The sequence below is a fragment of the Streptomyces lincolnensis genome (assembly GCF_021173675.1).
Lineage (GTDB): Bacteria > Actinomycetota > Actinomycetes > Streptomycetales > Streptomycetaceae > Streptomyces > Streptomyces lincolnensis_B.
The window spans coordinates 50788-74762 of record NZ_JAIHON010000013.1 but is presented as its reverse complement, the minus strand read 5'-3'; the positions used below and the strand labels follow the sequence as shown (position 1 = coordinate 74762).

Here is a 23975-nt window from a genome sequence, read left to right as displayed (position 1 = left end):
TGGCGCCGGCGTGATCCGAGCGACAGGCCAGGATGCGGCGCCGTCAGGCCGAGGCGCGGCGGACCAGTGTCGTCGGCAGGACGACCCCGGCGGGCGTGCCCGGCGGCGTCTCCTCGTCGCCGTGCAGCAGCAGGCGGGCCATCAACCGGCCCATCTCCTCGATGTCCTGGCGGACGGTCGTGAGGGGCGGGTCGGTCTGTTCGGCGATCGGGAGCATGTCGTCGAAGCCGATCACGGCGACGTCCTCGGGCACCCGTCGCCCCCGTTCGCGCAGCACGCGCAGGGCACCGGCGGCGGTGAGGTCGTTGGCGGCGAAGACGGCGTCGACGTCCGGGCAGCGGTCGAGGAGTTCACGCATCGCCCGCTCGCCCCCGGCCGGCGTGAAGTCGCCGCGCACGACCAGCTCCCGACCGGCGTCGCCCATGACGTCCTTGAAGCCCTCCAGACGGTCCACGGCCGAGGTCTGGTCCAGGGCACCGGTGATGTGCGCGACCCGGGTACGTCCGAGGCCGACGAGATGGCGCACGGCGTCGCGGGCACCGCCGCGGTTGTCGCTGTCGACGTACACGACGTCCCGCAGGCCGTCGCTCCACCCGGGCCGCCCGCCGAACACGGTGGGCACACCGGCCCGTTGGATCAGTCCGGGCAGCGGGTCGTCCAGGTGCAGCGAGAACACCAGCGCCCCGTCGACATGCCCGCCGGCCAGATAACGGCCGACCCGGGCGTGGTCGTCCCGCCCTTCGGTGAGCAGCAGGACGAGTTGGTTGTCGTGGGCCGTCAACTCCTTGCTGATCCCCCGCAGTTGCAGGGCGAAGAAGGGGTCGGCGAAGACCCGGGTCTCCGGTTCGGCGACCACGACGGCGACGGCGTCGTGCCGCCGGGTGACCAGACTCCGGGCGGCCTGGTTGGGCACGTACCCGAGTTCCTCGACCGCCCGCCGGACCCGCTCGACCAGCGGTTCGCGCACCCCGTCCCCGCCGTTGACCACCCGCGACACGGTGGCCCGGGACACCCCGGCCCGCGCGGCCACGGCCTCCAGGGTGGGGCGCGGCGCTGTGTCGGTCACGTCGGGGCTCCTCGTCGGCGGGGTGCGGATCAGGATAACGCCGGGTAGGGACACTCGGTGAGAGCGCTCTCGCGGACGGCGAAAGACGCTTGCGCGTGCGCTACCGCCCCGGCAAGAGGCACCGTATGACGACAGGAGAGGCCCATGCCGCGTAGGCTCCCCGATCCGTACGACGCGGTGGTGGTCACCGTCGGGGACGGCTCCGTCTCCGAGACGCACCTGCTCGCCGTACTGGCTCGTTTCCCCGCCCTGGAACCCCTGCCGGACGGCGGTTTCGTCGTCGCGGGCCGTCGCTCACGGACGGACGAGCAACACGTCCAGCTCTTCGACGCGTTCGGGCGAGGCATCGCCGCCTTCCGCGTGGGGGACGCCATCGAGCACCTTCAGGCGGACGAGGCGGGCGAGCTGTGGGTGGAGTACTTCGACGAGGGCATCTACGGCGACGCCCCCTTGAGCCGGCCGGGCCTGCGCTGCTGGACCAGTACCGGCGAGGCCCTGTGGACGTTCGGGCCGGTTCCCGGGGCGGGGGAGATCTCCGCCTGCTACGCCCTCAACATCCACGGCCGGACCGCCTGGGCGTACCCCTACGCCGACTTCCCCCTGCTGGAGATCCACCGCGACCGGAGCATACGGGTGCGGCGGACGGGCGTCCACGGGGCACGAGGGCTCGCCGTGCACGGCGACCACCTGGTGTTCTTCGGGGGGCACGAGGACGAGCGCGACCGGATCGTGGAGTGCCGGCTCACGGCCGAGACCGTCGAACCCGTCGCGGAGGGCCGACTGGTCCTTCCGGACGGGAGCGCACTCGGCCGCCGCCAGGTCGTCTCCCGAGGGCCGCGCCTCTACGTCCTGGGGGAAGCGGGCCTGGAGTGGTCGGTACTGGACATCTCGTGAGCGTCAGTGGCCGTGCCCGCCCGCCGCGTGCGATCCGCCCTCGTCCGGCTCGTACCCGGGAATCGTCCCGTCGGCCTTCTTCACCAGGAACAGGCCGACCATGCCCATGTCGGAGTGGCTCTGGACGTGGCAGTGGTACATCCAGGCGCCCGCTCCGACCCCCTCGCCGGCGATCACCTGGAAGCCGAAGGAGTCCGCAGGGCCGACGATCTTGTTGTCGATGACCTGGCTGGGGTCGTCGGGGCCGGTGAGCATGCCCGTGCGGTTGTCGGCCCAGCGATGACCGTGCATGTGGAAGGTGTGGTAGAACTCGCCGTGCGTGATCATCACGAACTCGACACGATCCCCCACCGTGGCCTCGAAGTTGGGCCCGGAGTGCGCGGGTTTGTTGTTGATGAGCATGTCGTTGAAGACGATCGTGTGGGTCGCGTCCGGCAGGACATCGCCCTTGCGGCGCACGATCACCGGGCCGTACAGGCCGTTCTGGAGTCCGATCGTGCCGTGCGGGGTGCCGACCACGTGGTCGTGGTAGTGCCAGTAGCCCGCGCTGCCCGACCGCCAGGTGCCGTCCGCCCGGCGGCCCGGCAGGTGGGTGCGCCAGGTGTAGGTGCGGGTGCCGCCGGGCTCGACGTCGCTCTTGTTCTGCTTGGTGCCGTCGCTGGAGATCTCGTAGTCCAGGCCGTGCGTGTGCAGGCTCGCCGCCACGTCCATGGTGTTCTCGAACTCGATGTGGAGGGTGTCGCCCTCGTTGAGCTCGATCAGCGGCCCGGGAATGGTCGCCTTGCCCTTCTCCAGGCCGTAGCCCATCTGCCCGCCGGGCAGCCTCTCGGCGTACATCTTGATACGCCTGACCTCGCCCCCGCCGGGGGCGAGCTGCGGGGCGTCCGCGCTCACGGCCTCGGACCCCAGCGACATCGATGTCGCGGCGACCGCGCCGCCGAGCAGCACCCGCCGGTTGAACCCACGTCTGTCCATGCGGAACATGCGGAACTCCCCACCCTGATACGGAACTTGCGGAGACGCACCTGTGATGAACCTGTGAGACCGTAGCGGTAACGGGGCTGTTTATCCACACCCAGGACAAAGTTCGTGCCAACGCGGCCATAGGTATTGGCGAGTTGGGCAAAGAGGTCTAGCTTCCATGGCGCTGTTGCTGTGACCGAGGAGGTGCCCATGCACTTACGAGGGTTGAGCGCGAGAAGCGGAAGAAGACGGGTCTGGACGGCGACCGTGACGGCCGGTGTGGTGGCCGCGGGGATGCTGTCGGGGACCACCGCCACGGCGGGTCCGGACCCCGGACCGTTGCCGACAACGATGTCCGTGAAGTCGCCACCGGGCGGCTCCGACGTACAGGTGCTGATCTTCCACGGGTCGGCCGCGGCCGGGGAGGAGTCACCGGTCGTCAACGCCGGTATCGAGGCGATCGAGCGGATCGGGCTGTCCGGGCCCACGAACCAGCGTTTCGCCGTCGAGGCCACGGGCGACGCCCGGGTGTTCACCGACGGGGCCCGGCTCGGCACGTACAACGCGATCGTGTTCCTGACCGGCGGGGGCGATGTCCTCGACCCGGACCAGGAGGCGGGCCTGGAGGCCTACATGGAGGCGGGCGGCGGGTTCGTCGGCATCCATGACGCGGCCCGCGCGGAGCCGTACTCGGACTGGTTCACCGGTCTCGTCGGTGCCCGTCCCGCCGCGTCGAGCCCGACGGGCGTGCAGCGGGCCACCGTCGAGGTGGGCGACCGCCGGCATCCGGCCACCAAGGACCTTCCCGTCCAGTGGAAGCGGCCCGACCAGTGGTTCAACTGGACGAAGAACCCCTCCGGCGAGGTGCACACCGTCGCCCGGCTGCGGGAGTCGACCTACAAGCCCGGAGCGAGCGCCAACGGCTGGGACCATCCGGTGAGTTGGTGCCGGGACTACGACGGCGGCCGCTCCTTCTACACCGGCATGGGCGGCACGGTGTCGTCGTACGACGAGACGGAGTTCCGTACGCATCTGCGCGGCGCTCTGCTGTGGACGACCCGGATGGCGCAGGCCGACTGCAAGGCGACGATCAACGGCAACTACACGGCGGAGCGCCTGACCCGGCCCAACCAGCCCGGCCAGAACGACCAGATCGGCGAGCCGCACGGCCTGGTCACCGCCCCCGACGGACGCGTGCTCTACATCGGCCGGGGTGGCGCCGACTCCTCCCAGCCGGTGATCACCGACTGGAACAACCCGGACATCGGCAAGGGCAAGGGCGAGATCCACGTCTACGACCCGGCGACCAAGAAGGTCACCCCGGCGGGGGCCTTGACGGTCTTCGGCAACAAGGGCGGCGGCGACGAGCTGGTCAAGGTCGAGGAGGGCCTGCTCGGCATCGAGCTCGACCCGCGCTTCGAGCAGAACGGCTGGGTGTACCTGCACTACACCCCGCACTCCGGGCTCGACCGCGACACCCGCATGGCCGAGCGCCGCGTCTCCCGCTTCACGCTCGACCTCGCCACGAACAAGCTGGACCTGAACAGCGAGAAGGTGCTGCTCAAGTGGCCGGTTCAGGTGCACAGTTGCTGCCACTCGGGCGGCGGGATGGCCTGGGACTCCAAGGGCAACCTGTACATCGCGACCGGTGACAACAACTCCAGCGGTTTCAGCGCCGGTTACTCCGGCAACAACCCGCAGCCCAACTACAAGGGCGTCTCCTTCGCGGACGCGCGCCGCACCGCCGGCAACACCAACAACCTCAACGGCAAGATCCTGCGCATCCACCCGGAGGCCGACGGGACGTACACGCTCCCCGAGGGGAACCTCTTCACCGGCAGGGAGACCGACGAGGGCGGCGGCAAGACGCGCGGCGAGATCTATGTGATGGGGGTCAGGAACCCGGCCCGGATCTTCGTCGACAAAAAGACCGACGTCCTCTACGCCGGCTGGGTCGGCCCGGACGCGAGCGCGCCGTCGACGACCTGGGGCCCCGCCAAGTACGACACGTTCGCCGTGATCACCAAGGCGGGCAACCGGGGCTGGCCGTACTGCATGGGCAACAAGCAGCCCTACCGGGACCGCAACCTGCCGGACCCCTCGCAGCCCCTGGGCTGGTACGACTGCGACCGCCCGAAGAACGAGTCGCCGAACAACGACGGCCTGGTCAACCTGCCGCCGGTGACCGGCAACAACATCTGGTACTCCCCGCAGGGCGGCGCGCCGGACTACCCGCGCGACGCGAACGGCATCCCCTCGTACAAGCAGGAGGAAGCCACCTATCTGCTGCCCTGGCTCAAGGGCGGCGGCCAGGCCGCGATGAACGGGCCGGTCTACCGCTACGACACCGCCTCGGCCACCAGCACCGTGAAGTGGCCGGCCTACTGGGACGGCAAGTGGTTCGTCGGCGACTTCTACGACGCCGACCAGCCGCGCAACGCGGTCATCACCGATCCGAGGAACCACGGCGAGGGCGGACTGCCCGTCCACTCCGAGTCGTTGAAGAGGATCGTGCCGATCGGCAACGACGGCATCAAGAACCTCATGGACTGGAAGTTCGGTCCGGACGGCGCGCTCTACGTCCTCGACTACGGCCGTGGCTTCTTCACCTCGGACGCCAAGTCGGCGCTGTGGCGGGTCACCTACAAGGGCGGCGGGCCGACGCCGGCCGCGGACCAGCTGGTGAGGGGGGCACAGTGACCACACGCGTGACACGGCACCGCAGTCTGGACCGAAGACTCTGGACGGCCGTCCTGGCCGCCGTACTCGTGATACTCGGTCTCCAGGCCATGCCCGCCACCGGGCAGCCCGAGGGCCGGGCGGCGGCCGCCGCGCAGGTCCTGACCTGGACCGCCGGCAACGACATCGCCACGTACACGTCCGCGCCCGCGACCGCCGAGGCGGGCACGGCGACGATCGTCTTCGAGAACAGCGTGGCCACCGGCAACACCATGGGAATGCCGCACACGTTGACGTTCGTCACCTCGGACCCCGAGTTCAACAACGACGTCCAGCTCAACATCCTCGCCAACCCGAACGACTCCATGGGCGGCCGGCACACCGCCGAGGTCACCCTCACCCCGGGCCGCTACTTCTACCACTGCACGATTCCCGGCCACGGGATGATGCAGGGCATCCTGGTGGTGACCGAGGGCACCGGCGAGGACACCACCGCGCCCGTGACGGCCGCGCAGGTGACCGGCACGCAGAACACGCAGGGCCAGTACGTCGGTTCGGCGAGCGTGGCGATCAGCGCGACCGACGAGGAGGGCGGCTCCGGCGTCGACCGGATCGAGTACGCGGTCGACGACACCGGCGCCTGGCAGCCGTACACCGCCCCGGTCGTCGTGGACCAGGTAGGCGACCACACGGTGCGTCACCGGGCGGTCGACAAGGCCGGCAATGTCTCGGCGGAGAAGAGCACCGCGTTCACGGTCGTGGCCCCGTCCTCGGAGGACACGACCGCGCCGGAGACCTCGGCGACGGTGAGCGGGGAGCGCAACCCCGACGGCGCGTACATCGACATGGCGACGGTGACCGTGTCGGCCTCCGACACCGGCACCGGCGTCAACACGATCGAGTACGCCGTGGGCACCGGCGCCTGGCAGCCGTACACCGCCCCCGTGATGGTGCACCAGGTCGGCACGCACACCGTGCGCTACCGGGCCACCGACAAGGCGGGCAACGTCACGCCCGAGAAGAGCGTGGGCTTCACGGTCGTGGCGGCGCCCCCGAAGGACACCACTCCCCCGGTGACCGGGGTGACCCTGGACGGCACCCGGAACTCCGACGGGGCCTACGTCGGCACCGCGAAGGTGACGGTGAGCGCCACCGACCACGGCGGTACGGGTGTCGAGCGGATCGAGTACTCGCTCGACGGCGGGCCGTACCTGGCCTACACCGCCCCGGTGGTGGTCGACCGGGCGGGTGTGCACACGATGGCGTACCGGGCGAGCGACAGGGCGGGCAACACCGCCGCCGCCCGCACGGTGACCTTCACGGTGGTGTCGAGCCAGGTCCCGGCGCCCAACTGCCCCGAGTTCGACGAGCGGTTGACGGTGATCGTCGGCACGGTCGACTCGGGCGTCCCGAACCGGATCACCAACAGCCGGTGCATGATCAACGAGTTGATCGAGGACGAGAAGGAGTGGACCTCGCACGCGCTGTTCCTCAAGCACGTGACCACCGTCCTGGACAAGCTCTTCAAGGACGGCGTGATCGACGAGCGCGAGTACGACGCCATCGACGCGGCGGCCCGTGAGTCCGGGATCGGCAAGCCCGGCCAGACCGAGGGCTACACCACGATCCTCGACGGCAGCGCCGCGTCCTTCGCCAAGTGGCAGCAGGTGGGCAGCGGTTCGTTCGCGCCCAACGGCGACGGGTCGATCACCAGCGGCACCACGAAGGCCGGCCTCGGCATGCTGTGGTTCCCGCAGCGCAAGTACGGCGACTTCTCGCTCAAGCTCCAGTGGCGCGACGACGCCCCGGGCACCGGCAACGCCAACGCCGGTGTGTTCGTGCGCTTCCCGTGGATCCACGACCACCCCGAGGAGACGCGTCCCGAGTGGGTCGCCATCAAGTACGGCCACGAGGTGCAGGTGCTCGACCGGCCCGACGGCGACATGTACAAGACCGGTTCGGTCTACGGCTTCGACCGGGTGGGACTCGCGGGCGCGGGCGTCACCCAGAAGGGCACCTGGAACGACTACGAGATCCGGGTGGTCGACCAGCACTACTCGGTCTACCGCAACGGCGTCCTGATCAACGAGTTCGACAACACCGGCGGCCAGGACTTCGCCCCGCCCCGCTCGGACGACCCGGGCACGGACGGGCGGCGGTTCGCCTCCGGCTACATCGGACTCCAGGTCCACGGCACGACGGATGTGATCTCCTACCGGGACATCAGGATCAAGGAGCTGTAGGTCCCGCTTTCCTCGCCCGGCTCGGCTGTACCCGCGTGGGTTCCCCCGGCATCTTCGGATACTCGGGCGGGTACGGCAGGTCGCCGAGTCCGTGGTCGTGCTCGTCGCGGCGGGCGAGGTCCAGGAGGGCGTCCAGCGAGAAGGCGTGATCGTCCATGTCCGCGTGCACGTCGCCGAGTTCGGCGAAGCGCGCGGGCATGGTCGCGATGTCGAAGTCCCGGGGGTGCGCCTGGCCCACCTCCTCCCAGCGCAGGGGTGCGGAGACCGGGGCGTGCGGGCGGGGGCGTACCGAGTAGGCGGAGGCGATCGTGCGGTCCCTGGCCGTCTGGTTGTAATCGATGAAGATACGTTCGCCCCTTTCCTCCTTCCACCACTTGATGGTCACCTGCTCCGGCATCCGGCGTTCCATCTCGCGGCCCACGGCGATCGCGGCGCGCCGGACCTGGGTGAAGGTCCAGCGGGGTTCGATCGGCACGAAGACGTGCAGGCCGCGCCCGCCGGAGGTCTTGGGCCAGCCGCGCAGGCCGCCGAACTCCTCCAGCACCGCCCTCAGTTCGTGCGCCGCGCGCACGGCGTCGTCGTAGTCCGTGCCGGGCTGCGGGTCGAGGTCGATGCGGAGTTCGTCGGGGCGGTCCACGTCGTCGCGGCGCACCGGCCAGGGGTGGAAGGTGAGGGTGCCGAACTGGGCGGCCCACAGGACGGCGGCCTCCTCGGTGGGGCACATCTCGTCGGCGCTGCGGCCGCTGGGGAAGGTGATGTGGGCGGTGGGGATCCAGTCGGGCATGTTCTTGGGCGCCCGCTTCTGGAAGAAGGACTCGCCGGTGACGCCCTCCGGGTAGCGCTCCAGGGTGGTGGGACGGTCGTGCAGGGCGCGCAGGATGCCGGGGCCGACGGCCTGGTAGTACCGGGCGAGGTCCAGCTTGGTGAAGCCGCGCTCCGGGAAGAAGATCTTGCCCGGACTGGACAGCCGTACGGTCCGGCCGCCCGCCTGAAGTTCCACCGCTTCGCCCATGCGAGCCACGGTAGGTGTACCTCGCATATCAGGCATTTCGGGCCGTGTGGGCGCAGAATCGGACCATGGATCTGCCGGTGATGCCGCCCGTGAAGCCCATGCTCGCCAAGTCGGTCGCGAAGATCCCGCCGGGCATGCACTACGAGGCCAAGTGGGACGGGTTCCGGGCGATCGTGTTCCGTGACGGCGCCGAGGTCGAGGTGGGCAGCCGTACCGGAAAGCCGCTGACCAGGTACTTCCCCGAGCTGGTCGAGGCGCTGACGGAGCGGGTGCCCGAGCGCTGTGTGCTGGACGGGGAGATCGTCATCGCACGGGACGGGCGGCTGGACTTCGACGCGCTGACCGAGCGCATCCACCCGGCGGACTCCCGGGTGCGCACGCTCGCGGAGCGGACGCCCGCCTCGTTCGTCGCCTTCGACCTGCTGGCCCTGGCGGACGAGTCGCTCCTCGACGTACCGCTGACCGACCGGCGGGCGCTGCTCACCCGGGCCCTGGACGGGGTGGGCGCGCCCGTGCACGTGGCACCGGCGACCACCGACATCGAGCTCGCGACCCGGTGGTTCGAGCAGTACGAGGGGGCCGGCCTGGACGGGGTCGTCGCCAAACCGCTCACCGGGCGGTACCTCCAGGACGAGCGCGCCATGTTCAAGATCAAGCACGAGCGCACGGCGGACGTCGTCGTGGCCGGGTACCGCTTCCACAAGAGCGGCCCGGTGGTCGGCTCGCTCCTTCTCGGGCTCTACGACGACCAGGGCGCCCTCCAGCACGTCGGCGTGTCCGCGGCCTTCTCCATGAAGCGGCGCGCCGAGCTGGTCGAGGAGCTGGAGCCGCTGCGCATGCCGGACGCCGCCGGGCACCCGTGGGCGGCCTGGGCCGAGGCGGCGGCGCACGAGACGGCCCGGCTGCCGGGCGCCCCGAGCCGCTGGTCGGGCAAGAAGGACCTGTCGTGGGTGCCGATCCGGCCGGAGCGGGTGGCCGAGGTGGCCTACGACCACATGGAGAACGGCGCACGGTTCCGGCACACGGCCCGCTTCCGCCGCTGGCGCCCGGACCGGACGCCGGAGAGCTGCACGTACGCGCAGCTGGAGGAGCCGGTCCGCTACGACCTCCAGGAGATCCTGTCGGGGCCCTGAGCCGACGCCGGGTCAGGGCGTCATCAGCACCTTGACCGCGCCCTCCCGCTTGCGCTGGAACATCTCGTACGCGTGCGGGGCCTCGCTCAGCGGCAGCCGGTGGGTGGCGAAGTCGTCGACGCCGAGCGGGTCCTCGTCGGTGAGGTACGGGATGATCTCGTCGCTCCAGCGGCGCACGTTGGCCTGGCCCATCCGGATCTGGATCTGCTTGTCGAACATCGTGAGCATGGGCAGCGGGTCGGCCATCCCGCCGTAGACCCCGGACAGTGAGATCGTGCCGCCCCTGCGCACCAGTTCGATGGCGGTGTAGAGGGCGGCGAGCCGGTCGACGCTGAAGCGTTCCGCGAACGGTCCGCTGATCTTCCGCGGCAGCAGCGCCGAGGCGGTCTGGGCGAGCTTGGCGGCGGCGCTGCCGTGGGCCTCGGTGCCGACGGCGTCGATCACGGCGTCCGGGCCGCGCCCGTCCGTCTCGTCGCGGATCGCCTGGACCAGCTCCTTCTCGTTGCCGAAGCCCCTGAGGTCGTACGTCTCGACGCCCCGGGACCGGGCCCGGCGCAGCCGCTCGCCCACCAGGTCCACGCCGAACACCCGGCCGGCGCCCTTGACCTGGGCGATACGGCAGGCCATGTCGCCGATGGGGCCGAGTCCGAGGACGGCCACGCTGCCACCCTTGGGGACATCGGCGTAGGCGACGGCCTGCCAGGCGGTGGGCAGCACGTCGGAGAGGTAGACGAACCGGTCGTCGGGCGGGCCCTCGGGGACCTTGATCGGGCCGTACTGGGCCTGCGGCACGCGCAGGTACTCGGCCTGGGCGCCCGGTACGGAGCCGTACAGACGGGTGTAGCCGAACAGTGCGGCCCCCATGCCCTCGCTGGTGACCTGGGTGGTCTCGCACTGCGTGGGCAGGCCGGTCAGGCACATCCAGCAGTTGCCGCACGCGATCTGGAACGGCACCACGACCCGGTCGCCCACCGCCAGGTCGGGCACTGCCGCGCCGACCTCCTCGACGATGCCCATGGGCTCGTGCCCGAGGATGTCGCCCGGTGTCATGAACGGGGTGAGCACCTCGTAGAGATGCAGGTCGGAGCCGCACAGGCCGGTGGAGGTGACGCGGATGACGGCGTCCGTCGGCTCCTGGATCTCCGGATCGGGCACGCTCTCCACCCGTACGTCCCGCTTGCCCTGCCAGGTCACTGCCTTCATCGCCCACTCCCTCGGTCATGTCGACGGGTCGGGTCCGCGGTGGCGCCCGGGTACCCGGGCGCCACCCGACGAACCGCTCTCCCTGGGCCGATCGGCCCATCCGTCGCGCTCAATCAGAACCGACCGGGTATGGCCATCAATGAACTGATAAGCGCACAATCAATGACACGAGACGGGTGGCCAACGGTGGGCATGGGACAGACGGCGCGCACGCGACGCGCCACGACTACGGCGGTGCTGGTGGCTGCCGCGACGACGGCCGCGCTGGTGGCGGGCTGCTCCGGCGGGCGCACCCCCGCCGACGACGGGCGCGGACGGCCGGGCACCCCCGAGGCGAGCCGGAGTGCCGACGGCACGACCGCCCCGGCCGCCGGGTCCGTGCTCGCCGTGAAGATCGACAACGTGCGCGCGGCCCGGCCGCAGACGGGCATCGACGCGGCGGACGTCGTCTACGCCGAGCAGGTCGAGGGCGGGCTCAGCCGGCTGATGGCGGTGTACGCGACCAAGCTCCCGAAGGTCGTCGGGCCGGTGCGCAGCGCTCGCGAGTCGGACCTGGAGCTGCTGCGCCAGTTCGAGCGGCCGGTCCTCGCCTTCTCCGGCGCCCAGGGCAAGCTGATGCCGCTGATCAACAAGGCGCCCCTGGACGTGCAGACACCCGAGAAGGTGGCCGACGCCTACTTCCGGGGCACCGACAAGCCCACCCCGCACAACCTCTACCTGCGCCCGAACAAGCTGCTGCCCACCGCGCCGGGCGCCGACGCGCTGACGAACGGCTTCCGCTACGGCGCGGCGCCCGAGGGCGGGGAGCCGAGGAGCTCGCGGACCGTGCGCTACCCGGCCGCCCGCTTCACCTTCACCTGGTCCGCCGACCGGAGCCGCTGGCTGGTCTCGCAGGACGGCAGGCCGACCGTGACGACCGGCGGGAAGCGGGTGGCGCCCGCGACGGTCGTGGTGCAGTACGTGAAGGTGCGCAAGTCCGCCTTCCACGACTTCCTCGGCAACAACACGCCGTACACCGAGACCGTCGGCTCGGGCCGGGCCGAGGTGCTGCGCGGCGGGCGGTCCTACGACGCGACCTGGGACCGCGCGACGGCCGAGGACGGCACCAGGTTCACGACGGCGGACGGCGCTCCGCTGAACTTCGCGCGGGGGCAGGTGTGGGTGGTGTTCGCGAAGGCGTGAGCACCGGTCAGGAACGGGCGGCGAGGGGCTCCGCGGGACGTCCCGTGGGATTGCGGAGTCCCTCCGCCGCGTCCGAGACCCGGCGGAGGAGGTCGAAGAAGACGGACTGCTCCTCGGCGGAGAGCGGGGCCAGGAAGACCTGGTTCATCCGGGCCGTGCGCACGGTGAGCTTGCGGTGGGTGCGCAGCCCCTCGTCGGTGAGGCGCAGCAGGAAGCGGCGGCCGTCCTGCGGATCACGCACCTTGTCCAGCAGCCCCCGCCGGCCGAGGCGGCTGATCACCTCGGCGATGGTGGACCGGTCGAGCCCCACCCGCTCCCCCACCGTGCGCTGGTCGAGACCGGGCTCGGCGACGAGCGTGTTCAGGACCGCGAACTGCGGGGAGGTGATCTCCTCTGAGACCATCGTGTTCCACAGCAGATAGTGGGCCTGCTGGAGCCGCCGGGCCAGGTGCCCGGGGTGCGTGGTGAGGTCCACCGCGGCCATGTGCGCTCCCGAGGTCGAATTCGTTGGTGTACTGAACACTACCGGGCGGGATCACGGCTGTCTGCGGTGTCTCCGAGGACTCACATCCGATCTGACCTTGCTTTTCTCCCGGGTCTTGACGCCCCGCTGCTCCGGTGGCAGCGTGAGGAACACCTCGTTAAATTAATCAGTGCCCTGAGTAATTGCGCGTAGTTGCTCGTGGTTGGTCGTAGTTGCTCGCACTGGGGTGCTCGGACGGGATGGGGCTTCACGGATGGACAAGGTGGTCGCCACGGCCCTGGAGGCGGTGGCCGATGTGCCGCGGGGCGCGTCGCTGGCGGTGGGCGGTTTCGGGCTGAGCGGTGTGCCGAACGTGCTGATCCAGGCGCTGTTCGAGCGGGGGGTCTCCGGTCTGAGGGTGGTCTCCAACAACTGCGGGGCGATGGAGTCCGGGCTCGCGGTGCTGCTGGCGGCCGGGCGGATCGCCCGGGTGACCGGTTCCTACATCGGGGCGAACAAGGAGTTCGCGCGGCAGTACCTGGCCGGGGAACTGGAGGTCGAGATGATCCCGCAGGGCACGCTGGCGGAGCGGCTGCGGGCCGGCGGGGCCGGGATCCCCGCCTTCTACACGCCCGCGGGCGTGGGCACACAGGTCGCGGACGGCGGGCTGCCGTGGCGCTACGACGGTTCCGGCGGGGTGGCGCTGGCCTCGCCGCCCAAGGAGGTCCGGGAGTTCGACGGCACCGAGTACGTCCTGGAGCGCGGCATCCGCACCGACTTCGCGCTGGTGCGGGCCCGGAAGGGCGACCGGCACGGCAACCTGGTGTTCAACAAGTCCTCCCGGAACTTCAACCCCCTCGCCGCGATGGCGGGCCGGGTGACCGTCGCCGAGGTGGAGGAGCTGGTGGAACCCGGGGAGATCGAGCCGGACGCGGTGCATCTGCCGGGGATCTTCGTGCAGCGGGTCGTCGCGCTGACGGCGGAGCAGGCGGCGGACAAGCGGATCGAGCAGCGGACGGTGAGCAGCTGATGGCCTGGACGCGGGAGCAGATGGCCGCGCGGGCCGCGCGGGAACTGCCCGACGGGAGCTACGTCAATCTCGGCATCGGTCTGCCGACGCTGATCCCGAACTACCTGCCGGAGGGTGTGGAGGTGGTCCTGGAGTCGGAGAACGGCATCCTGGGCACCGGCCCGTACCCCCGCGAGGACCAGGTGGACCCGGATCTGATCAACGCGGGCAAGGAGACCGTCACGGTGCTGCCGGGCGCCTCCTTCTTCGACTCGGCGCTGTCCTTCGGCATGATCCGGGGTGGACACATCGATGTCGCCGTACTGGGCGCGATGCAGGTCTCGGAGCGGGGGGACCTGGCGAACTGGGCGATCCCGGGGAAGCTGATCACCGGGATCGGCGGGGCCATGGACCTGGTGCACGGGGCCCGCACGGTCATCGTGGTGATGACGCACACCGCCAAGGACGGCTCGCCCAAGATCCTCTCCGAGTGTGCGCTGCCGCTCACGGGCAAGGCGTGCGTGAACCGGATCATCACCGATCTCGGCGTGCTGGACGTGACCGCCGACGGACTGCTGCTGACCGAGGTCGCGCCCGGGGTGAGCGTCGACGACGTCATCGCCGGGACGGACGCGAAACTGACCGTTGCGGAGGACCTGCTGTGAACCCGGTGTACCTCGTGGACGCGGTACGCACCCCGATCGGCCGCTACAACGGCGGTCTCGCGGCGGTGCGTCCGGACGACCTGGCCGCCCACGCCATCCGTGAACTCCTGGCCCGCACGCCGGAGTTGGATCCGGCGCGGATCGAGGACGTGTACTTCGGCAACGCCAACGGCGCCGGTGAGGAGAACCGGAACGTAGGCCGGATGGCGGCGCTGCTGGCCGGCCTGCCGACGAGTGTGCCGGGGGTGACGGTCAACCGGCTGTGCGCCTCCGGGCTGGAGGCGGTGATCCAGGCGGCCCGCGCGATCGCCGTCGGGGACGCCTCCATCGCCGTGGCCGGCGGGGTGGAGTCGATGACCCGGGCGCCGTACGTACTGCCGAAGTCGGACCGGCCGTTCCCGGCCGGGCACACCGAGCTGTACTCCACCACGCTGGGCTGGCGCATGGTCAACCCGAGGATGGAGCCGCAGTGGACCGTCCCGCTGGGCGAGAGCGCGGAGTTGATCGCCGACAAGCACAAGATCAGCCGGGAGCAGCAGGACGAGTTCGCCCTGGCCTCTCATCAGAAGGCGGCGAAGGCGCAGGCCGAGGGCCTGTTCGACGTCGAGTTGGCCCCCGTGCCGATCCCGCGGCGCAAGGGTGAGCCGGTCCTCTTCGGCGCCGACGAGTCCGTCCGCGCGGACGCCTCCCTGGCCGCGATGGCCAAGCTCAAGCCGTCCTTCCGTGCGGACGGGGGGACGGTCACCGCGGGCAACGCGTCGCCGTTGAACGACGGGGCGGCGGCGCTGTTGCTGGTCGACGAGGACGGCCTCGCCGCGACCGGGCGCGAGCCGCTGGCCCGGATCTCCGCGACCGGTGTGCATGCCGTGGACCCGCACTACTTCGGGCTCGCGCCCGTCGAAGCGGTGGCGCGTGCGCTGGCCAAGGCGGGGAGGGGGTTTGGTGATCTGTCGGTGTTGGAGTTGAACGAGGCTTTTGCCGCGCAGGTGTTGGGGTGTGTGGCCGAATGGCCCGAGTTTGATCCGGCGATTCTCAATCCGCAGGGTGGGGCGATTGCGCTGGGGCATCCGCTTGGGGCGTCCGGTGCGCGGCTTGCGGGGACGGTGGCTCATCAGCTTGCTCGGCAGGGGGGTGGGGTCGGGGTCGCCACGTTGTGTATTGGCGTGGGGCAAGGGCTGGCCCTTGTTTTGGAGCGGTAGGCCCTGCCGCGGAATGCCGGATGGCGGCTGTAGGCCGCATGTGGCTGGTCGCGCAGTTCCCCGCGCCCCTGAAGGGGCGCTACACCTCCCCTCAACTTCGACTGGAACGTCAGGAAACCCAAGGACCCCCAATGACTCTCACCCAAGCTGACATCGATCAGGAGATCGCGGCCGAGCACGCCGCCTATGAGAAGCGTCTTGCCGACGGGGCGCCCGTGGAGCATCAGCCGCGGCGGGACTACGCGCCGTACCGGTCGTCGGTGCTGCGGCATCCGAAGCAGCCGCCGGTCACGATCGACGTGTCGCAGGACCCGGAGCTGGTGGAGCTGCACTCGCCGGCCTTCGGGGAGCGGGACATCACCGAGATCGACAACGACCTCACCCGGCAGCACGACGGTGAGCCGATCGGGGAGCGGATCACCGTGTCCGGGCGGTTGCTGGACCGGGACGGGCGGCCGATCCGCGGTCAGCTGATCGAGATCTGGCAGGCGAACGCGGCCGGGCGGTACGCGCACCAGCGGGAGCAGCACGACGCCCCGCTGGACCCGAACTTCACGGGCGTGGGCCGCACGCTCACGGACGACAGCGGGTGCTACGAGTTCACCACCGTTCAGCCCGGCCCGTACCCGTGGCGCCAGCACCTCAACGCCTGGCGGCCGGCCCACATCCACTTCTCGCTGTTCGGCACGGCGTTCACCCAGCGGCTCGTGACGCAGATGTACTTCCCGAGCGACCCGCTGTTCCCGTACGACCCGATCATCCAGTCGGTGACGGACGACGCGGCCCGGCAGCGGCTGATCGCGACGTACGACCACAGTCTGTCGGTGCCGGAGTTCTCGATGGGCTACCACTGGGACATCGTGCTCGACGGCCCGCAGGCCACCTGGATCGAAGAAGGGCGCTGACCTGCCATGACGAAGATCGACACGAACCGTCCGGAGACGGTGCTCCCGACCCCGTCGCACACGGTCGGCCCCTTCTACGGCCACGCCCTGCCGTTCCCCGGCGGCGGGGACATCGCCCCGGTCGGCCACCCCGACACGATCACGCTGCACGGGCACGTCCTCGACGGCGAGGGCAGGCCGCTGCCGGACGCCTTCGTGGAGCTGTGGGGCCCCGACCCGGACGGCCAGGTGTCGCGGGTGGACGGCTCGATGCGGCGGGACACGGCCAGCGGCGGCTTCCTGGGGCGCAACGGCGTGGAGTTCACCGGCTGGGGGCGGAGCCAGACGGACATGAGCGGCCACTGGAGCGCGCGGACGCTGCGGCCCGGGGCGCGCGGGCGGAGCGCGCCGTACATCAGCGTGTGCGTGTTCGCCCGCGGACTGCTGGTGCATCTGTACACGCGGATCTACCTGCCGGGCGACGAGGCGGCGCTCGCCGCGGATCCGCTGCTCACCCGGGTGGACCCGGAGCGGCGCGGCACGCTGATCGCCGAGGATCAGGGCAACGGCACCTACCGTTTCGACATCCGCCTTCAGGGCGAAGGCGAGACGGTCTTCCTGGAGTTCCAGTGACTTCTGCCGATTCCGCCGGCACCAACGCTTCCGCCGGTCCCACCAGTCCCACCGATTCCGCCGGTTCCGACGCCGGTCTGCTCGCGCCCGGGTGGGCCCTCTCCCCCGCCGCCGCCGCGACCGCCGACGGCGCCTATCTCCAGGCCCTGCTGGACGCGGAGGCCGCGCTGACCCGGGTGCAGGCCCGGCTGGGGCTCGCCCCGGACGGGGCGGGTGAGGCGGTGACCGAGGCCGCCCGCGCGGAGCGCTTCGACGTCCGGTCCCTCGCCGAGCGGGCGCGGGCCGGTGGCAACCCCGTCATCCCGCTGGTCACCGACCTCACCGCGGCGGTCGGCGAGGAGTACGGCCCGTACGTGCACCGGGGCGCGACCAGCCAGGACATCCTGGACACGGCGACGATGCTGGTGGCGACCCGCACGCTCTACCTCGTCCTGGAAGACCTGCATCGCGTCCAGATGGCACTGGCCCGGCTGGCCGCCGAGCACCGGGACACCGTGCTGCCGGGGCGGACGCTGACCCAGCACGCCGTACCGACGACCTTCGGGCTGAAGGCGGCCGGCTGGCGCTCACTGGTGCTGGACGCGCGGGACCGGGTCATCGAGGTGCGGGACGACCTCCCCGCCCAACTCGGCGGCGCCGCCGGGACCCTGGCGGCCTTCACGGCGTACGGCGCGCGGAACACCGTGGCCCTCACGGGAGCCTTCGCCCGGGAACTCGGACTCGACGCACCGCTCCTGCCCTGGCACACTCTGCGCACCCCGATCGCCGACCTCGCCTGCTGTCTCGCCTTCACGGCCGGGGCACTCGGCAAGATCGCCACCGATGTCCTCACCCTTGCCCGGACCGAGATCGCCGAGCTGGCGGAGGGCAGCGGGGGCGGTTCGTCGGCCATGCCGCACAAGGCCAACCCCGTACGGTCCACGCTGATCGCTGCCGCCGCCCGGCGGGCGCCGCAGCTCGCCGCCACGCTGTACGGCTCGATGGCCGCCGAGGACGAGCGGCCGGCCGGCGCCTGGCACGCCGAGTGGGAGCCGCTCAGGGACCTGCTCCGGCTGGTCGGCGGGGCGGCGCACGACGCCGTCGAACTCGTCGGGGGACTGCGGGTGAACGCGGAGGCCATGCGGGAACACCTGGACCTCACCCACGGGTTGGTGGTCTCCGAGCGGCTGTCGGCCGCGCTGGCCCCGGTCCTGGGCCGGGCCCGGGCCAAGGCGCTGCTCACGGAACTGGCGAGGCGGACATACGCCGAGGGCCGCCCGTTGGCCGAACTCCTAGCCGAGGAGCCCGAGTTGAAGGACGTCGATCTCGACGAGCTCACCGACCCCGCCCGTTACACCGGCTCCGCCGGAGCCCTCACCGACCGTGCCCTGGAGCGACGTTGACCGAGACACTCCTCAACCACCGTGCCGAGGGGCCCGTTTCCGCTCCCCCGCTGCTGCTCGGGCCGTCGCTCGGGACCTCGTACGCCCTGTGGGACACGGTGGCGCCCGAACTGTCCGTCACCCACCGGGTGGTCCGCTGGGACCTGCCGGGGCACGGGGGCAGCGCGGCCGACCTGATCGGCCCCGGCGCCACCGTCGGTGATCTCGCCGGTCTGGTGCTGGCGCTGGCCGACTCGCTCGGCGTCGAGCGGTTCGCGTACGCGGGGGTGTCGCTGGGCGGTGCGGTCGGACTGCATCTCGCCGTGCACCACCCGGAGCGGGTCGCGTCGCTGGCTGCGATCTGTTCCTCGGCCCACTTCAACGGCTCGAAGCCGTGGCGGGAGCGGGCCGCGCGGGTCCGCGCCGAGGGCCTGGAGCAGCTGGCGCAGAGCGCGGACGCGCGCTGGTTCACGGCCGGGTTCACCGTGCCGCGGCTCGTCCGGGACCACCGGGGCGCCGACCCCGAGGCGTACGCCGCCTGCTGTGACGCGCTGGCCGCGTTCGATCTGCGGGACCGGCTGGCGGAGATCTCCGTACCCACGCTGCTGATCGCCGGCCGGGACGATCCGGCGACTCCCCCGGCGCATCTGCGGGAGATCGCGGACGCGGTGCCGTCGGCCACGCTCGTGGAGATCCCCGGCGCCTCCCATCTGGCGCCCGCGCAGTGTCCCGAGGCCGTCCTGACGGCGCTGCGGGCCCATCTGAACGGCACCGCCGGGCGGGGCATGGAAGTGCGGCGCGCGGTGCTGGGCGACGCGCACGTGGACCGGGCGCAGGCCCGTCAGACGCCCTTCACCGCCCGCTTCCAGGACTTCATCTCGCGCTACGCCTGGGGCGAGATCTGGACCGACCCGACGCTCAGCCGCCGCGAGCGCAGCATGATCACACTGACCGCGCTGGTGGCACACGGCCACTACGACGAGCTGGCCATGCACGTCCGGGCGGCCCGGCGCAACGGGCTCACCCCGGAGGAGATCGGAGCGGTGCTGCTCCAGACGGCCGTGTACTGCGGGGTGCCCGCGGCGAACTCGGCGTTCGCGGCGGCCCAGCGGGTGCTGGAGGAGGAAGCGGGCTGAGGACGGGGCACGGGGGTGATTCCCGTCTCGTCCCCGCCCACGGCCGCGACACGGCCGCACAGCGCCGCGCCGCGCGTCCTTCAGCGCACCCCGTGCCCCGTCTCCAGCGCCTCGCGGGCCTGCCTGACCAGCCCGTCCGCCCCGCACGAACGAGCCAGTGCCAGCCCACGCTCGAGCTCGGCCACGGACCGCGCGGCGATCCCGTACTCCACCCGCGCCGCCGCGTGCTCGTACTGGCAGGGCGAGGACTCCAGGTAGGTCACCGCCCGCTCGGCCAGCCGCACCGCCCGCTGTCCCGTCTCCAGCGCGGCGGCACACCGCAGGGCCTCGCCGATGGCCGTGTCGGTGCCGAGGCGTTCGGCGTGCCGACGGACGTCCGTGGCGAGCTGCGCGGCCCGCACCGGGTCCTCGACGGCCAGGGCGCGGGCGAGGTCGACGGCCCACGGGACGATCACCGGATTGTGGTGGCCGCGCACCGCCGCGGCCTTCTCGGCGGCCTCCAGTTCGTTCACGGCGTCCTTGGTGCGGCCGACGGCGAGCAGCAGACGACCGCGCACGGAGCGCGGATCGGGCAGCACGATGGTGGACGGATACGGCGGAGCGAACCCGTACTGTTCGGCGATCGACCAGGCCTCCTCGACGTGACCGCGGGCGAGCAGCGTGTCGACGAGGTTGCAGGTGGCCGACCAGTACAGGGGCAGTCCGCGGCCGACGCGCTCGGCGATGCGCAGCGACTCGCGCAGGGAGGTCTCCGCCTCCCTCAGCCGGCCGCGCCTGCGGTGCGCGAGACCGACGTAGGCGTGCGCCAGGGCGAGGTGGCCGCCGCTCCAGCCGGCCGTCTCGAAGGCGCGCAGGGCCTCGCTGAACAGGCTCTCCGCGCGGTCCAGCCGGTCGGTGTAGGCGTACGACGAGGCGAGCATCAGGGGCAGTTCGACGCCCCACTCGTTGTCGGTCCAGCCGAGCCCGGGCGCGAGGCGGCCGTTGACCAGGGCGCGGTCGCACACCTCGACGATCTCCTCGGCGTTCTCGCCGTGGGTCGTGGCGTCGAAGCCGCGCAGGATGAGCAGGGCGCGCTCGGCGTTGTCGCGACCGGTGCAGGGGCGGGCGAGGGCGGCCAGGCGCGCGGAGCGGCCCGGGGAGGTCGCCTCGCCGGCGTGGATGCCCTCCCACATGTACTGCACGGCCTGGAGGCGCATCCGGGCGGGTCCGGCCTCGTGCCGGGCGGCTTCCGTCTCGACGGTGCGGACGGCCTCCTCCAGCTGGTTGTTGTGCAGCAGGGCCTGGGAGAGGCGGATGATCGCGTCGACGCGCTGGTCGCCGTCGAGGCCCGGCATGGCCAGGGCGGTCTGGAGGTGGTCGATGGTCTTGGCGGGCGCGGTCAGCAGGGTGGCGCAGCCGAGTTCGTAGAGGACGTGCGGGTGGACCTCCGGGGGCGGGGGCTCCAGGAGGGCGCGTTCGAGGCAGCGGCGGGCCGCGTCGGGGGCACCGACGGCGAGATGGTCGCGGGCGGCCTCGCGCAGCTGCTCGACGAGTTCCTCGTCGTCGTCCGGGTGGACCTGGAGCAGGTGGCGGGAGGCCGCGGCGGCGCCGTACCCGGATTCGGTGACGACCTGGGCGGCGATGCCGTGCATGGCGGTGCACAGGGCGGGCGGGATGGAGTCGTAGACGGCGGTGGCGATCAGCGGGTGGACGAACTCCAGGTCGCCGCCGCCCGCCTGGGGGTTCGCGGGGTCGGGGGCGGTCAGGATGCGGGCGCTGCGCAGCAGTTCGGCGCAGCGCCCCGCCTCGTCCCGGCCCAGGGTGGCGAGTTGGGCGACCAGGTCGACGGAGATGCCGGTGCCGAGGATGGCGGCCGCCCAGGCGAACCGGGTGGCGTCGATGCCGAGATCCTCCAGGCGGGCGACGAGGCCGCCGCCGCGGGCCGCGCGGTTGAGATCGCGCAGTTCGACGGCCGAGCCCTCGGAGGGCTCCAGCGCGCTGTCGCGGACCTTGGCGAGGAGTTCGACGGTCTCGTAGGGGTTGCCGGCGGTGACGGCCCAGACCTCGCGGCAGAACGCGGCGTCGGCGTGGTCGCCCAGGGTGGCGCGGGTCAGGCCCGCGGTGGCCTCGGGGGTCAGCGCGCTCAGGGTGGTGTCGGGGTGTCCGGCGGTGGCGGCGGCCGCGTCGAGGAGGCGGGCGCTCTCGCCGGTCACCTCGCCGGGGCGACGGGCCACCACGACCAGCACGGACAGGTCGGCGAGTCGCTCGGCGAACGCGGCGAGCCAGCGCAGGGTCTCCTGGTCGGCCCAGTGCGCGTCGTCGATCATCAGCACCAGCGGCCAGTCGCGGCGGGCCAGCCGGCGCACCGCGGCGACCAGGCCGTCGGTGACACCCTGCGGGTCGGCCTGCCGCTCGCCGGGGTCGGTGAGGCCGAGGGCGGGGCCGGCGATGTCGTACCAGTCGCCGAAGTACTCGCGGGCCTCCTCCGGCATCAACGAGACCAGGGCGGGCTGGAGGAGGTGCCGCACCACGTTGAAGGGGACGGACCTGAGGGTCTCGCCGCCGCGGGCCGACCACACCGTGCAGCCGGTCGCCTCCGCGATGCGGCGGATCTCGGCCAGCAGGGCGGTCTTGCCGAAGCCGGCCTCGCCCCGGATCACCAGCAGGCTGCCCGAGGAGGAGCTGTCCGCCCGCAGGGCCTCCACCGCCCGTACGACGGCGTCGACTTCCCGCTCGCGCTCCCACAGGGAAGCCGAGGCGGCCACCGGGGGCCGTACCTCCGTCATCCCGCTACCTCCCCATAGTCGCCCGAACGACGTACAGAACTTGAGCGTAGCCGTCCGGGTGCCGAAGCGGAGGCCGGTCCGGGTACCTGTTGCCGTGACGGGTGATGTCGGGTACGGGCGGTCGACGCGCGGTGCCCACGACCAGCGGTCATGAAACGTGACCATCGGTCAGGAATGGCCGGGACAGCAGAGGAGAGGCCCATCGGTACTGGGGAGAGTCTCACCGTCCGCGAGCGGGGCGCGCCGCGCTCCCGCCGGGCGCTGGCCGCCGGCTCGGTGGGCAACTTCATCGAGTGGTACGAGTTCGGCGTCTACGGCTACTTCGCGACGATCATCGCGGCCCGCTTCTTCACCCCCGAGGGCGGCGGGGAGGTCGAGGCGCTGGTGCGGACGTACGCCTCCTTCGCGCTGGCGTTCTTCTTCCGGCCGCTGGGCGCGGTCCTGTTCGGGCGGCTCGGCGACCGGATCGGCCGACGCCCGGTGCTGGTCCTGGTGATCGTGCTGATGACGGTCGCGACCACGCTGATCGGTGTGCTGCCGACGTACGCGCAGATCGGCGCCCTCGCGCCCTGGCTGCTGACCTTCCTGAGGATCCTTCAGGGGCTGTCGGCGGGCGGGGAGTTCGGGGGCGCGGTGTCGGTGATGACCGAGTTCGCGCCACCCGGGCGGCGCGGGCTGTACGGGGCGTGGCAGTCGTTCACGGTGGCGCTGGGGCTGTTGGCCGGTGCGGGGGTGGCGGCGCTGCTCGCCACGGCGCTGTCCGAGGAGCAGGTGGGCGACTGGGGCTGGCGGATGCCGTTCCTGCTGACGCTGCCGCTGGGGCTGGGGGCGCTGTGGCTGAGGCTGCGGCTGGAGGAGACGCCGGCCTTCCGGGAGGAGGGGGCGCGCCCGGCACCGCCCGCCGGTGCGGTCGCGCGGACCGTGGCCCTGGGGGCTGCGCGGGTGATGGGCTGGGCGGCGGCGGGGTACACCTTCCTGGTCGTGCTGCCCTCGTATCTCCAGAGCACGCTGAACGCGAGCTTCCAGCAGGCGCTGGTGGCCACGGTGCTGGCCAATCTGGGGTTCGCGGCGGTGATCCTGCCGGCGGGTCTGCTGAGCGACCTGGCCGGGCGGCACGCGGTGATGCTGACGGGGGCGCTGCTCGTGGTGGTCCTCGCGGTGCCGTTGCTCAACCTGCTGCAGGATCCCGGGACTTCCGAGGCGGCGAAGGGTGCGGCGGTGTTCGGCGCGGGCGCGGTGGTGGGGCTGATGGCGGGGCCCGGCCCCGCGATGCTCGCCGAACTCTTTCCGACGACCGTGCGCTACACCGGCCTCGGACTCGCCTACTCCCTGTCGAACGCCGTGTTCTCGGGCTGCGCCGGGCTCATCATCACCGAGACGGTGCGGCGCACACAGAACGTGGACATTCCCGCGTACTACGCGGCGGCGACGTGCGCGGTGAGCGCGCTCGCACTGGTCAAGGCACCGGCGAGGAAGGCGGGTTGA

The 23975-nt window shown here is 71.7% G+C and carries 19 protein-coding genes; 13 read left to right on the top strand and 6 right to left on the bottom strand.

Features of this window, described 5'->3' with window-relative positions; translation table 11 throughout:
- Nucleotides 1–43: 43 nt before the first annotated feature.
- Nucleotides 44–1066, bottom strand: coding sequence for a LacI family DNA-binding transcriptional regulator (locus K4B79_RS34380; RefSeq protein WP_232031275.1), 1023 nt, complete (start codon nt 1064–1066; stop codon nt 44–46).
- A gap of 144 nt (nt 1067–1210) precedes the next feature.
- Here K4B79_RS34380 and K4B79_RS34375 point away from each other — a divergent pair, with 144 nt between their 5' ends.
- On the top strand, nt 1211–1960 hold the full coding sequence (locus K4B79_RS34375; protein WP_232031273.1) for a hypothetical protein: 750 nt from the start codon (nt 1211–1213) through the stop codon (nt 1958–1960).
- Between the two features lie 3 nt (nt 1961–1963).
- On the opposite strand, the gene K4B79_RS34370 is transcribed toward K4B79_RS34375, so the two are convergent.
- Nucleotides 1964–2935: a multicopper oxidase domain-containing protein gene (locus K4B79_RS34370; RefSeq protein ID WP_232031272.1), complete on the bottom strand. Its 972-nt coding sequence runs from the start codon at nt 2933–2935 to the stop codon at nt 1964–1966.
- A gap of 198 nt (nt 2936–3133) precedes the next feature.
- Between K4B79_RS34370 and K4B79_RS34365 the strand changes: the two genes are divergently transcribed.
- On the top strand, nt 3134–5623 hold the full coding sequence (locus K4B79_RS34365) for a ThuA domain-containing protein (protein ID WP_232031271.1): 2490 nt from the start codon (nt 3134–3136) through the stop codon (nt 5621–5623).
- Nucleotides 5620–7845: an OmpL47-type beta-barrel domain-containing protein gene (locus K4B79_RS34360; protein WP_374208539.1), complete on the top strand. Its 2226-nt coding sequence runs from the start codon at nt 5620–5622 to the stop codon at nt 7843–7845. Before K4B79_RS34365 ends, K4B79_RS34360 begins: the two co-directional genes overlap by 4 nt.
- Here K4B79_RS34360 and ligD read toward each other — a convergent pair.
- Nucleotides 7832–8857: a non-homologous end-joining DNA ligase gene (ligD, locus tag K4B79_RS34355; protein ID WP_232031270.1), complete on the bottom strand. Its 1026-nt coding sequence runs from the start codon at nt 8855–8857 to the stop codon at nt 7832–7834. The genes K4B79_RS34360 and ligD overlap by 14 nt on opposite strands.
- A gap of 65 nt (nt 8858–8922) precedes the next feature.
- Between ligD and K4B79_RS34350 the strand changes: the two genes are divergently transcribed.
- Complete coding sequence (locus K4B79_RS34350; RefSeq protein WP_232031269.1) at nt 8923–9990, top strand: ATP-dependent DNA ligase; 1068 nt, start codon at nt 8923–8925, stop codon at nt 9988–9990.
- 12 nt (nt 9991–10002) lie between these two features.
- Here the strand turns inward: K4B79_RS34350 and K4B79_RS34345 are convergent, their stop codons facing one another.
- On the bottom strand, nt 10003–11193 hold the full coding sequence (locus K4B79_RS34345) for a zinc-dependent alcohol dehydrogenase (RefSeq protein WP_232031268.1): 1191 nt from the start codon (nt 11191–11193) through the stop codon (nt 10003–10005).
- Nucleotides 11194–11385: 192 nt separating this feature from the next.
- On the opposite strand from K4B79_RS34345, the gene K4B79_RS34340 reads away from it, so the two are divergent.
- Nucleotides 11386–12375 (top strand): DUF3048 domain-containing protein, encoded by a 990-nt coding sequence (locus K4B79_RS34340; protein WP_232031266.1) that lies wholly within the window; start codon nt 11386–11388, stop codon nt 12373–12375.
- A gap of 7 nt (nt 12376–12382) precedes the next feature.
- Here the strand turns inward: K4B79_RS34340 and K4B79_RS34335 are convergent, their stop codons facing one another.
- Nucleotides 12383–12859 (bottom strand): MarR family winged helix-turn-helix transcriptional regulator, encoded by a 477-nt coding sequence (locus K4B79_RS34335; protein WP_232031265.1) that lies wholly within the window; start codon nt 12857–12859, stop codon nt 12383–12385.
- A gap of 253 nt (nt 12860–13112) precedes the next feature.
- On the opposite strand from K4B79_RS34335, the gene K4B79_RS34330 reads away from it, so the two are divergent.
- The 7 genes from K4B79_RS34330 (at nt 13113) to pcaDC (ending at nt 19725) form a co-directional block, all read left to right on the top strand.
- Nucleotides 13113–13868: a CoA transferase subunit A gene (locus tag K4B79_RS34330; RefSeq protein ID WP_232031264.1), complete on the top strand. Its 756-nt coding sequence runs from the start codon at nt 13113–13115 to the stop codon at nt 13866–13868.
- The gene (locus K4B79_RS34325; RefSeq protein ID WP_232031263.1) at nt 13868–14512 is read left to right on the top strand and encodes a CoA transferase subunit B; all 645 of its coding nucleotides are present in this window, start codon (nt 13868–13870) and stop codon (nt 14510–14512) included. Before K4B79_RS34330 ends, K4B79_RS34325 begins: the two co-directional genes overlap by 1 nt.
- Nucleotides 14509–15711, top strand: a complete 1203-nt coding sequence (locus K4B79_RS34320; protein ID WP_232031262.1) for a thiolase family protein — start codon at nt 14509–14511, stop codon at nt 15709–15711. The genes K4B79_RS34325 and K4B79_RS34320 overlap by 4 nt, the downstream gene beginning before the upstream one ends.
- 131 nt (nt 15712–15842) lie before the next feature.
- A complete protein-coding gene (gene pcaH, locus K4B79_RS34315) occupies nt 15843–16616 on the top strand; it encodes a protocatechuate 3,4-dioxygenase subunit beta (protein WP_232031261.1) in 774 nt (257 codons plus the stop codon).
- 6 nt (nt 16617–16622) lie between these two features.
- Nucleotides 16623–17228 (top strand): protocatechuate 3,4-dioxygenase subunit alpha, encoded by a 606-nt coding sequence (pcaG, locus tag K4B79_RS34310; RefSeq protein ID WP_232031260.1) that lies wholly within the window; start codon nt 16623–16625, stop codon nt 17226–17228.
- Nucleotides 17229–17305: 77 nt separating this feature from the next.
- Nucleotides 17306–18610 (top strand): 3-carboxy-cis,cis-muconate cycloisomerase, encoded by a 1305-nt coding sequence (pcaB, locus tag K4B79_RS34305; protein WP_232031524.1) that lies wholly within the window; start codon nt 17306–17308, stop codon nt 18608–18610.
- The gene (gene pcaDC / locus K4B79_RS34300; RefSeq protein WP_232031259.1) at nt 18607–19725 is read left to right on the top strand and encodes a bifunctional 3-oxoadipate enol-lactonase/4-carboxymuconolactone decarboxylase PcaDC; all 1119 of its coding nucleotides are present in this window, start codon (nt 18607–18609) and stop codon (nt 19723–19725) included. The genes pcaB and pcaDC overlap by 4 nt, the downstream gene beginning before the upstream one ends.
- Nucleotides 19726–19805: 80 nt before the next feature.
- Here the strand turns inward: pcaDC and K4B79_RS34295 are convergent, their stop codons facing one another.
- A complete protein-coding gene (locus K4B79_RS34295; protein WP_232031258.1) occupies nt 19806–22490 on the bottom strand; it encodes an ATP-binding protein in 2685 nt (894 codons plus the stop codon).
- Nucleotides 22491–22664: 174 nt separating this feature from the next.
- Between K4B79_RS34295 and K4B79_RS34290 the strand changes: the two genes are divergently transcribed.
- Nucleotides 22665–23975 carry an MFS transporter gene (locus K4B79_RS34290; protein WP_232031257.1) on the top strand — a complete coding sequence of 437 codons (1311 nt, stop codon included), beginning with the start codon at nt 22665–22667 and terminating at the stop codon, nt 23973–23975.